The sequence below is a fragment of the Rhodanobacter sp. FW104-R8 genome (assembly GCF_001617365.1).
Lineage (GTDB): Bacteria > Pseudomonadota > Gammaproteobacteria > Xanthomonadales > Rhodanobacteraceae > Rhodanobacter.
Map to the genome: position 1 here is coordinate 78,326 of NZ_LVJR01000026.1, position 15,095 is coordinate 93,420.

The following is a 15,095-nucleotide window of genomic DNA, read 5'->3' on the forward strand; positions in this document are numbered from 1 at the left end:
CTCTGGATACCCTGTTTCATGGCAAAAAACCTGCTCATCGTCGAATCGCCGGCCAAGGCCAAGACGATCAACAAATACCTCGGCAAGGACTTCCAGGTACTTGCCTCCTACGGTCACGTGCGTGACCTGAAGCCGAAGGAGGGCGCGGTCGACACCGAGCACGATTTCGCGATGGCCTACGAGGTGATCGAGCGCAACGAGAAACACGTGGAGGCGATCGCCAAGGCGGCGAAGCTGGCCGACGACATCTACCTGGCGACCGACTTGGATCGCGAGGGCGAGGCGATCAGCTGGCATATCAGCGAGATCCTGAAGGAGCGCGGCCTGACCAAGGGCAAGCAGCTGCACCGGGTGGTGTTCTCCGAGATCACGCCGAAGGCGATCAAGGCCGCGGTGGCCTCGCCGCGGCAGCTGTCGCACGACCTGGTCGATGCGCAGCAGGCGCGCCGCGCGCTGGACTACCTGGTCGGCTTCAACCTGTCGCCGGTGCTGTGGCGCAAGGTGCAGCGCGGCCTCTCCGCCGGCCGCGTGCAGTCACCGGCGCTGCGCATGATCGTCGAGCGTGAGGATGAGATCGAGGCGTTCAAGGCGCGCGAATACTGGACCATCGAGGCCCAGCTGAAGCACGCCGAAGGCGATTTCACCGCGCGCCTCTCTAGGCTCAACGGCAAGAAGTTCGAGCAGTTCGACCTCACCAACGAGGCCGACGCGCAAGCCGCCCGCGACGCCTTGAAGCAGGCCGCGCGCGGCCGCCTCACGGTCAGCGAGGTCAGCTCGAAGGAGCGCAAGCGCCGCCCGGCCGCGCCGTTCACCACCTCCACCCTGCAGCAGGAGGCCGCGCGCAAGCTCGGCTTCACCACCAGCCGCACGATGAAGGTGGCGCAGGGCCTGTACGAAGGCGTGGCGCTGGGCAGCGAGGGCAACGTCGGCCTGATCACCTACATGCGTACCGACTCCACCATGCTCGGCGACGACGCCGTGGCCGAGCTGCGCCAGCTGATCGCGCGCGATTTCGGTGGTCACGCGTTACCCGATGCTCCGCAGGTGTACAAGACCAAGTCGAAGAACGCGCAGGAAGCGCACGAGGCGATCCGCCCGACCTCGGCGCTGCACACGCCGAAATCGGTGGCGTCCTTCCTCAACGACGACCAGCGCAAGCTGTACGAACTGATCTGGAAGCGCACCGTCGCCTGCCAGATGATCCACGCCACGCTGAACACCGTCACCGCGGAATTCGCCGTGCGCGACGTGGCCGGCGGCGACGCCGCGCTCCGCGCCAGCGGCACCACCGTGGTCGACCCCGGCTTCCTTGCCGTGTACGAGGAGGGCCGCGACCAGAAGAGCGCCGAGGACGACGACGAAGGCCGCCGGCTGCCGCGGCTGGAGAAGGGCGAAGCGGTGCCGCTGCACGAGATCGTCGCCGACCAGCACTTCACCGAGCCGCCGCCGCGCTACTCCGAGGCGAGCCTGGTCAAGGCGCTGGAAGAGCACGGCATCGGCCGGCCGTCGACCTACGCCAGCATCATCCAGGTGCTGCAGAACCGCGAGTACGTGTTCCTCGACAGCCGCCGCTTCAAGCCCAGCGACGTCGGCCGCGCGGTCAGCAAGTTCCTCACCCAGCACTTCACCCGCTACGTCGACTACGACTTCACCGCGAAGATGGAGGACGAACTCGATGCGGTCAGCCGCGGCGAGGAAGCCTGGGTGCCGCTGATGGAGCGCTTCTGGCAGCCGTTCAAGCAGCAGGTGGACGAGAAGACCGAATCGGTCGACCGCAGCGAGGCCACCGGCGCGCGCGAGCTGGGCAGCGACCCGAAGACCGGCAAGCCGGTCTCGGTGCGGCTGGGCCGCTACGGGCCGTACGCGCAGATCGGCGACAAGGACCAGGACGAGAAGCTGCAGTTCGCCAGCCTGCGCGGCGGGCAGAGCATGCACACCATCACCCTGGCCGAGGCGCTGGAGCTGTTCAAGCTGCCGCGCAAGCTGGGCCAGGCCGACAACGGCGACGAGGTGAGCGTCGGCGTCGGCCGCTTCGGCCCGTTCGTGAAGCAGGGCAGCACCTACGCCTCGCTCAAGCCCGAGGACGATCCGTACACGATCGAATTGCCGCGCGCGGTGCAGATCGTGCAGGAAAAACTCGAGATGCTGGCCAACCGCGTCATCCTCGACTTCGGCAACGGCGTGCAGGTGCTGAACGGCCGCTACGGCGCCTACATCACCGACGGCGAGAAGAATGCGCGCATCCCGAAGGAGCAGGAACCGAAGGAGCTGACCGAAGCGCAGTGCATGGAACTGCTCGCCGCCGCGCCGGTGCGCAAGGGCCGTTTCGGCAAGAAGACCGCCGTGAAGAAGGCGGCCGCGAAAAAGGCCGCGCCAGCGAAGAAGGCTCCTGCCAAGAAGGCGCCGGTGAAGAAAGCCGCGGCAAAGAAGACGGCCGTGAAGAAGGCCGCCGCGAAAAAGGCCGTCGCGAAGAAGCCCGCCGGCGGCAAGGCCGAGGCCTGAGTGCTGCAGCGCTTCACGCTCGCCGAGGTCGATGCCGCCGCCGCGCTGCTGCGTGGCGGCGGCGTATTGGCCTATCCCACCGAAGCGGTGTTCGGGCTCGGCTGCGACCCGCACGACCAGGCCGCGTTCGCGCGCGTGTTCGCGCTGAAGCAGCGCCCGGCGACCCAGGGCGTGCTGCTGATCGCCGCGGATTTCGCCCAGGTCGAGCGCTACATCGAATTGGCGGCGGTGCCGGGCGAGGTGTTCGCGCAGGTGCGCGCGAGCTGGCCCGGCCCGCATACCTGGGTCTTCCCGCGCTCGGCCGCGGTGCCGGCCTGGGTCGCCGGCGCGCATGCCGGCATCGCGCTGCGGGTCACCGCGCACGAGCCCGCCGCCGCGCTGTGCCGCGCGTTCGGCGGTGCGCTGGTGTCGACCAGCGCGAACCCGCATGGCCGACCGCCGGCGCGCGAGGCGCAGACCGTGGCGGACTATTTCGATGACGCGCTGGACGGCCTGCTGGATGCCCCGCTGGGCGGCCAGGCCAGCCCCACCGTGATCCGCGACGCGCTGTCGGGCGCTATCATCCGCGCCTGAGCGCTCGGGGGAGCGCTCAGGCCCATGCGTCAGCTGAACCGCCGTAAGACGTCGGCGGCAGCCGTTCATGCCGCCGTTCATCGTATGGCGCGATGCTGCCGGCCGTGACGAATCGAAGATCAGGGAGACCGCAGTTTGGCCATCGTTTACGACACCTACCAGCGCGAGGCGCCGTCGCGGCTGCCGCTGCTGGGCGCGGTCGATCCCGCGCGGATCGTGGCCTGGCGCAGTGGCGCCCCGGTCGATGCCGCGCGCTTCCTGGCGCAGGTGCGCGCCGTGGCCGCCGTGCTGCCGACCGCGACCGCCGCGGTGAACCTGTGCGAGGACCGCTACGCGTTCCTGGTCGCGTTCTGCGCCATCGCGCTGCGCGGCCAGGCCAACCTGCTGCCGTCCTCGCGCGCACCGCAGGCGGTGGACGAGGTGATGGCGGCGCATCCGGGCTGCTACGCGCTGGGCGAGCAGGCGCTCGATCCGGCCCCGCGGGGCTACCGGCAGCTGCCGCCGCTGGAAGCCGCGTCGCCGCTCGAGCTCGATGCGGCGTGGCCGTCGATCGCGGCCGACCAGGTGGTGGCGGTGGGCTACACCTCCGGTTCCACCGGTACGCCCAACGCGAACCCGAAGACCTGGGCCAGCTTCCACGCCAGCAACGCCGGCAACCTGGCGATGCTGCGTGGCGCTGCCGGTGCGCATTTCGAAGTGGTCGCCACGGTGCCGCCGCAGCACATGTACGGCATGGAGATGTCGGTGCTGCTGCCGCTGCTGGGTGGCGTAGGCGTGCATGCCGGGCGGCCGTTCTTTCCGGCCGACGTGGCCGCTGCGCTGGCCGAGGTGCCGGTGCCGCGCGTGCTGGTGACCACGCCGGTGCACCTGCGTGCGCTGGTCGACTCCGGCATCGCGCTGCCGCCGGTCGCCGCCATGCTGTCGGCCACCGCGCCGCTGCCGGTGGAGCTGGCGCAGGCCGCCGAACGGCGGTTCGGCGCACCGCTGCTGGAAGTGTTCGGCTCCACCGAGACCTGCGTGTTCGCCAGCCGTCGCCCCACCGTGGACGAGGACTGGTCGCTGTACGACGGTGCCAGCCTGCATCCGCAGCCGGACGGCACGATGGTGGAGGCACCGCAACTGGCCACGCCGGTCACCCTGGCCGACATCGTCAGCCTGTCCCGCGACGGGCGCCGCTTCCGCCTGCGCGGCCGCCATGCCGACATGCTGGAGATCGCCGGCAAGCGCGCCTCGCTGGCCGACCTCACCCGGCGCCTGCTGGCAATTCCCGGCGTGCAGGACGGCGTGGTGTTCCAGCTCGGTGACGGCGATGCGCTGGGCGTGCACCGGATCGCCGCGCTGGCGGTCGCGCCGGGGCTGGACGAGCACGCCATCCTCGATGCGCTGCGCCGCGCGATCGACCCGCTGTTCCTGCCGCGCCCGCTGAAACTGGTGCCGGCGCTGCCGCGCAACGAGACCGGCAAGCTGCCGCGCGCGGCGCTGCTGGAGCTGCTGCACCGGCACGACTGAGCGCGCCGCGGTTTCGCGGGCGGTGCGGCGCAGCCGCTACAATGCGCGACTGCGCCGCGTGGCGGTGCGCGAATTCCCGGAGTGCAGGCATGAAGGTTCTGGTCATCGGCGGCGGCGGGCGCGAGCACGCGCTGGCGTGGAAGCTCAGGCAGTCGTCGCAGGTCGACGAGGTGATCGTGGCGCCCGGCAACGCCGGCACCGCGCGCGAGCCGAAGATGCGCAACGCCGACGTCGCGATGAACGACATCGACGGCCTGTTGCAGCTGGCCCGGCGCGAGAAGGTCGGCCTGACCGTGGTCGGCCCCGAGGTGCCGCTGGTGGCCGGCGTGGTCGACAAGTTCCGTGCCGCCGGCCTGCGCATCTTCGGGCCCCGTGCGATTGCCGCGCAGCTGGAGGGCTCCAAGGCGTTCGCCAAGGATTTCCTGCAGCGGCACAACATTCCCACTGCGCACTACGCGGTGTTCACCGAACTGGCTCCGGCGCTGGCCTACGTGCGCAAGCATGGCGCGCCGATCGTGATCAAGGCCGACGGCCTTGCCGCCGGCAAGGGCGTGGTGGTGGCGCTGACTCCGGCCGATGCGGAGCTGGCGCTGCACGACATGCTCGGCGCGCACGCCTTCGGTGACGCCTCGGCGCGGGTGGTGGTCGAGGAATTCCTCGACGGCGAGGAAGCCAGCTACATCGTGATGAGCGACGGCCAGCACGCGCTGCCGATGGCTTCCAGCCAGGACCACAAGCGCCGCGACGAGGGCGACCTCGGCCCGAACACCGGCGGCATGGGCGCGTATTCGCCGGCACCGGTGGTCACGCCGGAAGTCGAGCGGCGGATCCTCGAGGAAGTGATCGAGCCGACCCTGCGCGGCATGGCGGCCGAGGGCGCGCCCTTCATCGGCTTCCTCTACGCCGGCCTGATGATCGACAAGTCGGGCGCGCCGAAGGTGATCGAGTTCAATGTGCGCTTCGGCGATCCGGAAACCCAGCCGATCATGCTGCGCCTGAAATCGGACCTGGTTGAACTGATCGACGCGGCGCTGGATGGCCGGCTGGCGCAGACCGCGGCGCGCTGGGATGCGCGCCCGGCGATCGGCGTGGTCATGGCGGCCGGCGGCTATCCGGGCCGGGTGCGCATGGGCGACGTGGTCGAGGGCCTCGACGCGCCGATGGATGCCGAGGTGAAGGTGTTCCACGCCGGTACCCGCCTCGACGGGCAGGGCCGCACGGTCACCGCCGGAGGCCGCGTGCTGACCGTGTGTGCGCTGGGCGGCGACCTGGCCGCGGCACGCGAGAGTGCCTACGCCGCGATCGGCCGCATCCGCTACGACGGCGCATTCTGCCGCCGCGACATCGCGCACCTGGCCTTGCGCCGCCGCTGACCCGGCCTGCCCGCGGGCGGCGTTGCGCGTTGCGTACGCCGGCGCATGGCAGGCCATCGGATGGGTTGACTTTTCCGTGTCGCCATTTTTGGGCTATGCTAGAAACTTCCCCCGCGTAGATGTCGTGGCGCAGAGCGCCTGAACGATCTCGTGCTTGTTTTCACCCAGATTTGAGGTTTCCCATGCGCAAGACGTTTTTGTCGCTGATGTCCGTTGCTGCACTGGCGCTGGCTGGCTGCAACAACGCGTCCAACTCGACGCAGTCGGCGGAGTCCAAGGCGCCCGCGTCCGCCAACACGGCCGGCGCGACCGCCCAGGTGCCCAGCCAGGTAAGCGGCACGATCTCGCTGCGCGCCGGCTCGCCGACGCCTTCGGACAAGGCCACCCTGGTGGTGAACCTGGTCGACGTCTCGTCCACCGCCGTGGGTTCCGCCCCGCTGGCCAGCAAGACGGCACCGGCCGGTACCTTCCCGCAGTCGTTCACGCTGACCTTCAACCCGGCCGAGGTGAAGTCGAGCGACCTGTACGTGATCCAGGCAACCCTCACCGACGGCGATCGCAAGTACGTGATGCCGATCCAGGCGCCAGTGCTGGCCAAGGGTAGCAAGAACGACGGCGTGGCGATCGAACTGGCCGCCGAGCAGACGCCCAGCGAGAAGCTGATGGCCGGGTTCAATGAAGTGAAGGCGCAGCTCGGCGGCATGAAGATCAGCCACGGCACCAAGCTGGAGAGCAACGACTCGCGCGGCTGGCAGCTGTTCCGCCAGGCTGGCGAGGTGAAGTTCATCCGCGAGGAAGTCGACTACGGCGACAAGGGCTACACCAGCACCGACTACGCGTACAAGAACGGCAACCCGTGGGTGATCGTGCAGGAGACCAAGGCCAGCCGCGATGGCAAGCCGAGCGCGACCGATCGTGCGGGCTGGAGCGAGGACGGCTCGCTGGTGCTGAAGCAGCACCAGGCCGGCAGCGGCGTGCAGGCGCTGGATGACGCCGCCGCGGCGACCATGAGGAAGCAGGCCATGGAGATTCTCAGCCTGGCCACCGGCGGCAAGAACAAGTAAAGCCACCGTCCGGACCTACGGGCAACAAAAAAGCCGCCGGTCTCCCGGCGGCTTTTTCGTTGCCGGTCGACCGGCTCAGAACATGACTTTGAAGCCCATGTTGAAGCTGTTGTACTTCTGGCTGTTGTCGCTGAAGCGGCCGTTGTAGCCGATCCAGCTGGTGACGCTTGGGGTCAGCTTGGCGGACAGGCCGAGGTCGACCGAACCCCAGTTCCGGTCCGGCGTGAAGCCGGGCAGGGCGAACGTGCCGTTCATGCTGTTCAGGCCGGCGCTGACCATGCGCGGACCGGCCTTGTCGTCGTGGTTCCATGCCAGCTCGGCGAACGGCGAAAGCACGGTGTTGCCGACGTTCCAGTCGCCCTGCAGGCGCCAGCCGAGGGTGGCGATCAGCGCGTCGCGCTGCTGCCGTCCGAACCACATCGCGCTGCTGTCGTTGCCGCTCTCGTTGTAGCCGCTGACCTTGACGGTCTGCCACTCGACGGTGGCGAACGGGCCGGTACGCAGGCTGCTCACGTCGAACCACCAGCCGCCGGTGAGGCCGCCGCCCAGGTGCGTGCCATCGGTCTTGCCGCTTTCGGTGCGCCGGGCCGTACCGACGTCGATGTGGCGATTGATGTTCTTGAAATTGGATTGGCCGAAATCCGCGTAACCGCCGATGTAGCCGCCGCCGACGTGGTAGGTGAGATAGCCCAGCGCGCTGATGTCCTGCATCGTGTAGCCGCCGCGGCCGCCGGAGAAATCGGCGTTGTTGCGGCCGATGCCGAGCGCGAGGCCGGCCGAGAGGTTGTCGCTCGCGCGGGCATCCGCGCCGAGGGTGAGGTTGAAGTTGTCGCTGCGGGTCTTCGGCGAGCTGTTGCTGGCATCGAAGCGCTGCATGCCGTAGTCGATGTTGACGAAGGCGCGGGTCTCGCCGCCGGTGCTGTCCATCAGCATCTGCTTGCGCACCACGCGGCCCTGCACGGCGGTGGACGACAGCGGCGCCTCGCCGAGCATCGAGATCTGCTCCGGCGCGTGGATCGTCGCGAGCACGTACTGGCCGAGCATCGCGTGGACGGCGGCGGTCGGGTGCACGCCGTCGGCGAACAGGTAGGTCTGGTTGGTGCCCGGCGCATAGGTGTACGGCAGGCCCGAGCCCTGCGGGCCGCATTGCACCGAGCTGGAGCCGGCGCCGCAGGCCGGGGCGGTGACGTTGCTGAGACCGTAGGCGGACGGGTTGGCGACCACCTCGTTGAGCAGCGCGTAGGTGTTCACCGGGATCACGTTCAGGCCGTTGCCGCTGAGCTGGCCGAGGCCGCTGCTGAGCACGCCGTTGTAGAGCACGGCGAGCTGGGTGGCCCCGGCCTGTGCGGCGGGGCCGCCGGCGGCGGCCGACGGGGTCAAGCCGAGATTGGGCAGGTTGTAGACCACCACGTACTTCGCGCCGGCGGCCTGCAGGCCGTTGAGCAGGCCGAGTTCGGTCTGTGCCGCCTTGACGGCGCCGACGGCGATCGCGTTCGGGTCGGTCAGCGCGCCGCTCAGGTAGAAGATGTCGTTCGCCCCGCCCCAGACCTGGTACAGGGCACGGGAGTCGGCCTTGCCGCCACTCGCGCCCAGGTACATCTGCAGCTGCTGCGGGATGGTCGGCACGGCGGCCACGTTGTTGACGAAACCGGCGCCGCCCCAGGCGAAGTCGGTGCCGCCGGCGACCGACGGCTTCAGCGTGAAGCCGAGGCCCGCCGCCACGTTTTCCGCCGCGGTGAGACCCGGATTGGTGGTGAAGCGCAGCGGCGGCTGGATGCCGGGCGCGGAGGCCAGCGAGATGTTGCCGCCGTCGCTGAGGCTGTCGCCGAAGACGATGACGTTGCTGAAATCGGCGGCCGCGGCGGCCGTGCTGAACAGCAGGGCGGTGGCGATGGCGCCAGCCAGATGGCGGGTACGTAGCATGCTGACACTCCTGGACCGGGATGATCCTGTTAGCTGGATGTTACGTTACGGCATTCCATACGGAACCGCATGCTGCAGTGCATCGCCGCCGTGCGCGAGGCTGCGCGGCGGGTTCAGCGCTTGATCGCACGCGTCAGCGCATCGGCGAACGCACTGTTGGCCGGGATGGGCGCGGGCTTCGGGGCGGTGCCGCCCGGACGCGGGCCGCGACCGTCGCGCTGGCCGCCGTGGGCATCGCCGCTGCCCGGCCGGCCGCCGCGCGCCCGGCCCGGTTCGTCGTCCAGCCGCATGCTGAGGCCGATGCGCTGGCGCGGCAGGTCCACCTCCATCACCTTGACCTTGACGATGTCGCCGGCCTTCACCGCGTCGCGCGGATCCTTGACGAAGGTGTGCGACAGCGCGGAGACGTGGACCAGGCCGTCCTGGTGCACGCCGATGTCGACGAACGCGCCGAACGCGGCCACGTTGGTGACGCGGCCTTCGAGGATCATGCCGGGCTTGAGGTCCTTCACGTCCTCGACGCCCTCGGCGAAGCTCGGGGCGACGAACGCCGGGCGCGGATCGCGGCCGGGCTTCTCCAGTTCCTTGAGGATGTCGCGTACGGTCGGCACGCCGAACTTGTCGTCGGTGAACTGCTCGGGCCTGAGGCCGCGCAGGAAGCCGCTGTCGCCGATGATGTGGCGCACCTCGCGGCCGCACTGCGCGATGATCCGCTCGACCACCGGATAGGCTTCCGGATGCACCGCGCTGGCGTCCAGCGGGTTGTCGCCGTTCGGCACGCGCAGGAAGCCGGCGCACTGCTCGAACGCCTTGTCGCCGAGGCGCGGCACCTTCAGCAGCGCCTTGCGGTTCGGGAACGGGCCGTTCGCGTCGCGGTGCTTCACCACGTTCTCGGCCACCGACGACGACAGGCCGGCCACGCGCGAGAGCAGCGCGGCCGAAGCGGTGTTCACGTCCACGCCCACCGCGTTGACGCAGTCCTCGACCTTGGCGTCCAGTGCGCGCGCCAGCTTCACCTGGTTGACGTCGTGCTGGTACTGGCCCACGCCGATCGCCTTCGGCTCGATCTTCACCAGCTCGGCCAGCGGATCCTGCAGCCGGCGCGCGATCGAGACGGCGCCGCGCAGGCTCACGTCGAGCGCGGGGAATTCCTTCGCCGCGGTTTCCGAGGCGGAATACACTGAGGCGCCCGCCTCGCTCACCACGATTTTGGAAAGCTTCGCATCAGGCAGCTTCTTGATCAGCTCGCCGGCCAGCTTGTCGGTCTCGCGCGAGGCGGTGCCGTTGCCGATCGCGATCAGGTCCACGCCGTGCTGCCGGCAGAGTTTCGCCAGCGACACCAGCGATTCGTTCCACTGCCGGCGCGGCTCGTGCGGGTAGATCGTGTCGGTGGCGAGCAGCTTGCCGGTGGCATCGACCACCGCGACCTTGCAGCCGGTACGGATGCCGGGGTCCAGCCCCATCACCGTCTTCGCGCCGGCCGGCGCGGCCAGCATCAGGTCCTTCAGGTTGTCGCCGAACACGCGGATCGCCTCGTCCTCGGCGCCTTCGCGCACGCGGCCGAACAGGTCCAGCGTGAGGTGCAGGTGCAGCTTCACGCGCCAGGTCAGGCGCACCGCCTCGCGCAGCCACGCGTCCGCGGCGCGGCCGCGATCAAGGATGCCCGCGTGTGCGGCCACGCGGCCCTCGCCCTCGGCGTGGCCCTGCTCGCTGTCCGCGGCGGGCGCGAGTTCGAGTTCGATCACGCCTTCGTTGCGCGCGCGCATCAGCGCCAGCAGGCGGTGCGAGGGAATCTTCGCGATCGGCTCGACGTGGTCGAAGTAGTCGCGGAACTTGGCGCCTTCGCTCTCCTTGCCTTCGACCACCTTGGCGCGGATCTGCCCCTGCGCCCACAGCCAGTCGCGCAGCTCGCCGACCAGGTGCGCGTCTTCGGCGATGGCCTCCATCAGGATCGCGCGGGCGCCGTCCAGCGCGGCGCGCACGTCGGCGACACCCTTGTCCGCATCGACGAAGGCTTCGGCGAACGTTTCCGGCGCGCGCGTGGGGTCCTCGCGCAGGCCCAGCGCCAGCGGCTCCAGCCCGGCCTCGCGGGCGATCTGTGCCTTGGTGCGGCGCTTCGGCTTGTACGGCAGGTACAGATCCTCCAGCCGCGCCTTGGTGTCGGCGGCGAGCAGGTCGGCCTTCAACGCATCGCCGAGCTTGCCCTGTTCCTCGACGCTGGCCAGGATCGCGGCGCGGCGCTCTTCCAGTTCGCGCAGGTAGCGCAGGCGTTCCTCCAGCAGGCGCAGCTGGGTGTCGTCGAGGCCGCCGGTGACCTCCTTGCGGTAGCGCGCGATGAACGGCACGGTGGCGCCGCCGTCGAGCAGGCCGATCGCCGCCCGCACCTGTTCGGTCTTCGCGGCGATGTCGTTGGCAATGCGTTGTTCGATGCTGAGCATGAGTGGCTTTCGATTCCTTGCGGCCGTGCGTGGCGTCGGGTGAAGAGGGTCAAGCCGTCGATAATAACAAGTGGTTGCGGGCGCGCCGTTGTACAAACGAGAACGGCGCCGCGGATCAACCGCGGCGCCGTGATGGGGGCTCGCCGGATCAGGCGCTGAACGAGTTGCCGTTGCCGGACGCGGCCTGGTTCGGCTTGAACTCGCTGGCGCGGCCGTTCAGCACCAGCGTGCCTGCGATCATGTCGTGCAGGCCCTGCTTGCGCTGGGTCCATGCCACCATCAGGAAACCGACGCCCAGGATGATGGCGCTGAGGAATTTGGCGAAGTAGCGGCCGAGTGCGCGCGGGAAGCTGATCCGGCGCCCTTCCAGGTCGGTGACCCGGATGCCCAGCGCCAGCTTGCCCAGCGTGCCCTGCCAGGCCGAGCTTTCGCACACGGCGAAATACAGCACGCCGAGCACGAGGATCAGCAGCATGGCCGGCCACATCGCGGAGTAGTAGTGCATGTTCGCCGCCATCATGGCGTCGGCGTTGCCGGCTGCGTCGAGCGTGGCCTGCTGCAGCGCCGCCTTGGCGGCATCGCCGCCGAAGGCTTTCTCGATCAGCACCTGCGGGATGTACAGCACGATCGCGTCGAGGATGTAGGCGGCCGCGCGCTTCCAGAAGCCGGCATGGTCCTCCAGCGCGACGGCGGTGGTCTGCGGCAGCAGGGGGACGGCCGGTGCGGCGTAGGGGTTGGCGGCGGCAGGCGTCGCGGCGGCCGCGTCGGGGAACAGCACCGACAGCGGCTGCCAGTCGGCGAGGCCTTCGTGCCAGGCCAGGTCCGCCGGGCTCAGCTGGCCGCTGCGCAGCCACTGGCGCACGTCGTCTTCCTTGTACGGGCCATGCCGTTCGCCGTCGCGGCCGATCCAGATTTCCATGCGTGCGTTCCCGTGTTGGTCAAGTTGCGCATGATGCCATGAGCGGATTGCCGCGCGGGCGGCTCAGGCGGCGTCGCGGCGCTTCAGGTGCACCAGCAGCAGCGAAATCGCGGCAGGGGTGACGCCGCCGACACGCGCGGCCTGGCCGACCGTGGCCGGCAACGCGCGCTTCAGTTTCAGCAGCACTTCGGCCGACAGGCCGCGCACCTTGTCGTAGTCGAAGCCGGCGGGAATCGCCAGGTGCTCGTGCCGGCGCTGGCGCTCGATCTCCTCGCGCTGGCGCTCGAGATAGCCGGCGTACTTCGCCTGCACCTCGACCTGCGCGGCGACGTCGTCGCGCTCGACCGCCGGGCCCAGCTCGGGCACGCCGGCGAGCTTGGCGTAATCGAGCTCGGGCCGGCGCAGCAGGTCGATGGCGCTGGTCTCGCGGCTGACCGCGATGCCGAGCCGGCGCTCGACCGCCGCGCCGCGTGCGTTCGCCGGGGCCACCCACAACGCGCCGAGGCGCTGCAGTTCGCGTTCGACCGCGTCGCGCTTGGCGCGCATCGCGTCGAAGCGCACCTGCGGCACCACGCCCAGCTCGAAACCCTTTTCGGTGAGGCGCAGGTCGGCGTTGTCCTCGCGCAGGTGCAGCCGGTATTCGGCGCGCGAGGTGAACATGCGGTACGGCTCGATGGTGCCGTTGCTGGTGAGGTCGTCGATCAGCACGCCGATGTACGCCTCGTCGCGACGCGGATGCCACGGCGCCTTGCCCTGCACCGCCAGCGCGGCGTTGAGGCCGGCGACCAGGCCCTGCGCGGCGGCCTCCTCGTAGCCGGTGGTGCCGTTGATCTGGCCGGCGAAGTACAGGCCGGTAATCGCCTTCGTCTCCAGCCACGGGTGGAGTCCGCGCGGGTCGAAGTAGTCGTACTCGATCGCGTAGCCGGGGCGGGTGATGTGGGCGTGCTCGAAGCCCCTGATCGACTGCACCAGCGCAAGCTGCACGTCGTACGGCAGCGAGGTGGAAATGCCGTTCGGGTAGATCTCGAACGTGTCCAGCCCTTCCGGCTCGATGAAGATCTGGTGCGATGATTTCTCGGCGAAGCGCACCACCTTGTCCTCGATCGAGGGGCAGTAGCGCGGGCCGACGCCCTCGATCTGGCCGGTGTACAGCGGCGAGCGGTCCAGCGCGCCGCGGATGATCTGGTGGGTGCGTTCGCTGGTGTGGGTGATCCAGCAGCTGACCTGGCGCGGGTGCTCGTCGCGCGCGCCGAGGTAGGAGAACACCGGTGCCGGCGCGTCGCCGGGCTGCTCTTCCAGTCCGCTGAAGTCGATGCTGCGCCGGTCGATACGCGGCGGCGTGCCGGTCTTCAGGCGGTCGGCGGCGACCGGCAGCTCGCGCAGTTTCGCCGCCAGCGTGCTGGCCGGCGGATCGCCGGCGCGGCCGCCGGCGTACTGCGCCTGGCCGATGTGGATCTTGCCGGCGAGGAAGGTGCCGGCGGTGAGCACCACGCAGGTTGCGCCGAACGAGAGTCCCATCTGGGTGACCACGCCGCAGACGCGGCCGCCCTCGATGGCCAGGTCGTCCACCGCCTGCTGGAACAGTTCGAGGTTCGGCTGGGTTTCCACCATGCGGCGGATCGCCGCCTTGTACAGCGCGCGATCGGCCTGGCAGCGGGTGGCGCGCACGGCCGGGCCCTTCGACGCGTTCAGCGTGCGCCACTGGATGCCGGCGCGGTCGGCCGCGTGCGCCATCGCGCCGCCCAGCGCGTCGATTTCCTTCACCAGGTGCCCCTTGCCGATGCCGCCGATCGCCGGGTTGCAGCTCATCGCGCCGATCGTCTCGATGCTGTGGCTGAGCAGCAGCGTGCGCGCACCGGCGCGCGCGGCGGCCAGCGCGGCCTCGGTGCCGGCGTGGCCGCCGCCGATCACGATGACGTCGTAGTGGGTCGGGTGGCGCATCGGGCTGACCTGGGCGTGCAAAAAGTGACGAAACGGGGCGCCATGGTAGCGCCATCAAGGTCTTGCGAGCTGATCCGGGCAACTGGCACGCTTCCTGCTTCAATGAAGTCAGCACTTTCATGGGCAGACGCTGCGCGACCACGCGCGCCGAGATCGGACGGACAGGGGTTCGATCGCGTACCAGGAAAGGAAGCAAGACGGCACCCTTCGGGGTGCCGTCGCCATTTTGTGCCGCCGGAGAATCCGGCAAACGCCACAAAGACGAGGCCCCGCGGCTTGGCAGCCGCGGGGCCTCGTGCTTGTAGATCTGGCGCCCGGCGGTCTCAGGAACAGGGGGAATCCAGGATGACCGTATTGCCGAGCGCCAGAAACCGGAAATCTGCTGGCGCGCACCGCCGTATTGCCGCGGAACGTGGAAGCGATAATCGCCGCGAATGCGTGAACATGGGGTGACTGAAAAGGGATTTTCTGCCCGATCGCGGCAGCTGATGACGTGTTGCGTCAGTCGCGTGATGAATAGCGCGGACGGGTCGTGATGGACGTCACAGATGGCACGGCGGTTGCATCCGTTTCCTCGTCAGCCAAGCGAGGGTTCGCCATGGACACCAGTCGCGATTTCCAACCGGTTTATCCGTACCACGACCTGCTGGTCGAACTCGGCCAGGTCGAGATGGCCATTGAGGGTCTGGGCGGGCGCGGGGAGAGCGAGCGCAACGCGCTGCAGCCGGACCTGGAGTCGCGCATGCAGAGCCTGCTCGACGCCCTCGATCATCTGGCCGTCTGAATCCGGCCATCCGCCGCATGGGTGAGCGGGGCGCCACGGGCCTGCGCAGCGGCCCGATGGCGCCGCGGC

10 protein-coding genes are annotated in these 15,095 nt (G+C 69.5%); 6 read left to right on the top strand and 4 right to left on the bottom strand.

Annotation, left to right across the window (positions count from 1 at the left end; translation table 11 throughout):
- The first annotated feature begins 18 nt into the window (after positions 1-18).
- From RHOFW104R8_RS08065 to RHOFW104R8_RS08085, 5 genes are all read left to right on the top strand, one after another.
- On the top strand, positions 19-2,502 hold the full coding sequence (locus tag RHOFW104R8_RS08065; protein WP_068094373.1) for a DNA topoisomerase I: 2,484 nt from the start codon (positions 19-21) through the stop codon (positions 2,500-2,502).
- Complete coding sequence (locus RHOFW104R8_RS08070; RefSeq protein WP_068094377.1) at positions 2,503-3,075, top strand: L-threonylcarbamoyladenylate synthase; 573 nt, start codon at positions 2,503-2,505, stop codon at positions 3,073-3,075.
- A 135-nt stretch (positions 3,076-3,210) separates the two neighbouring features.
- Positions 3,211-4,584 carry an AMP-binding protein gene (locus RHOFW104R8_RS08075; RefSeq protein ID WP_068094382.1) on the top strand — a complete coding sequence of 458 codons (1,374 nt, stop codon included), beginning with the start codon at positions 3,211-3,213 and terminating at the stop codon, positions 4,582-4,584.
- A gap of 89 nt (positions 4,585-4,673) precedes the next feature.
- A complete protein-coding gene (purD, locus tag RHOFW104R8_RS08080) occupies positions 4,674-5,957 on the top strand; it encodes a phosphoribosylamine--glycine ligase (RefSeq protein ID WP_068094385.1) in 1,284 nt (427 codons plus the stop codon).
- Between the two features lie 182 nt (positions 5,958-6,139).
- The gene (locus tag RHOFW104R8_RS08085; RefSeq protein ID WP_068094387.1) at positions 6,140-7,021 is read left to right on the top strand and encodes a YbaY family lipoprotein; all 882 of its coding nucleotides are present in this window, start codon (positions 6,140-6,142) and stop codon (positions 7,019-7,021) included.
- A 75-nt stretch (positions 7,022-7,096) separates the two neighbouring features.
- On the opposite strand, the gene RHOFW104R8_RS08090 is transcribed toward RHOFW104R8_RS08085, so the two are convergent.
- The 4 genes from RHOFW104R8_RS08090 to mnmG all read right to left on the bottom strand — a co-directional run bounded on the left by RHOFW104R8_RS08090 (position 7,097) and on the right by mnmG (position 14,242).
- On the bottom strand, positions 7,097-8,944 hold the full coding sequence (locus RHOFW104R8_RS08090; protein WP_068094390.1) for an autotransporter outer membrane beta-barrel domain-containing protein: 1,848 nt from the start codon (positions 8,942-8,944) through the stop codon (positions 7,097-7,099).
- Positions 8,945-9,057: 113 nt separating this feature from the next.
- Positions 9,058-11,382 (bottom strand): Tex family protein, encoded by a 2,325-nt coding sequence (locus tag RHOFW104R8_RS08095; RefSeq protein WP_068094392.1) that lies wholly within the window; start codon positions 11,380-11,382, stop codon positions 9,058-9,060.
- A gap of 148 nt (positions 11,383-11,530) precedes the next feature.
- Complete coding sequence (locus RHOFW104R8_RS08100) at positions 11,531-12,301, bottom strand: RDD family protein (protein ID WP_068094394.1); 771 nt, start codon at positions 12,299-12,301, stop codon at positions 11,531-11,533.
- 63 nt (positions 12,302-12,364) lie between these two features.
- Positions 12,365-14,242, bottom strand: a complete 1,878-nt coding sequence (gene mnmG, locus RHOFW104R8_RS08105) for a tRNA uridine-5-carboxymethylaminomethyl(34) synthesis enzyme MnmG (protein WP_068094619.1) — start codon at positions 14,240-14,242, stop codon at positions 12,365-12,367.
- Between the two features lie 598 nt (positions 14,243-14,840).
- Between mnmG and RHOFW104R8_RS08110 the strand changes: the two genes are divergently transcribed.
- Positions 14,841-15,026 carry a hypothetical protein gene (locus RHOFW104R8_RS08110; RefSeq protein ID WP_068094396.1) on the top strand — a complete coding sequence of 62 codons (186 nt, stop codon included), beginning with the start codon at positions 14,841-14,843 and terminating at the stop codon, positions 15,024-15,026.
- Positions 15,027-15,095: the final 69 nt, after the last annotated feature.

What these genes read in the sequence shown, in the direction of transcription:
- RHOFW104R8_RS08065 (WP_068094373.1), top strand. Translation starts at nt 19, where the DNA reads ATGGCAAAAAACCTGCTCATCGTCGAATCGCCGGCCAAGGCCAAGACG.
- mnmG (WP_068094619.1), bottom strand. Translation starts at nt 14,242, where the DNA reads ATGCGCCACCCGACCCACTACGACGTCATCGTGATCGGCGGCGGCCAC.
- RHOFW104R8_RS08110 (WP_068094396.1), top strand. Translation starts at nt 14,841, where the DNA reads ATGGACACCAGTCGCGATTTCCAACCGGTTTATCCGTACCACGACCTG.
- RHOFW104R8_RS08100 (WP_068094394.1), bottom strand. Translation starts at nt 12,301, where the DNA reads ATGGAAATCTGGATCGGCCGCGACGGCGAACGGCATGGCCCGTACAAG.
- purD (WP_068094385.1), top strand. Translation starts at nt 4,674, where the DNA reads ATGAAGGTTCTGGTCATCGGCGGCGGCGGGCGCGAGCACGCGCTGGCG.
- RHOFW104R8_RS08090 (WP_068094390.1), bottom strand. Translation starts at nt 8,944, where the DNA reads ATGCTACGTACCCGCCATCTGGCTGGCGCCATCGCCACCGCCCTGCTG.
- RHOFW104R8_RS08085 (WP_068094387.1), top strand. Translation starts at nt 6,140, where the DNA reads ATGCGCAAGACGTTTTTGTCGCTGATGTCCGTTGCTGCACTGGCGCTG.
- RHOFW104R8_RS08095 (WP_068094392.1), bottom strand. Translation starts at nt 11,382, where the DNA reads ATGCTCAGCATCGAACAACGCATTGCCAACGACATCGCCGCGAAGACC.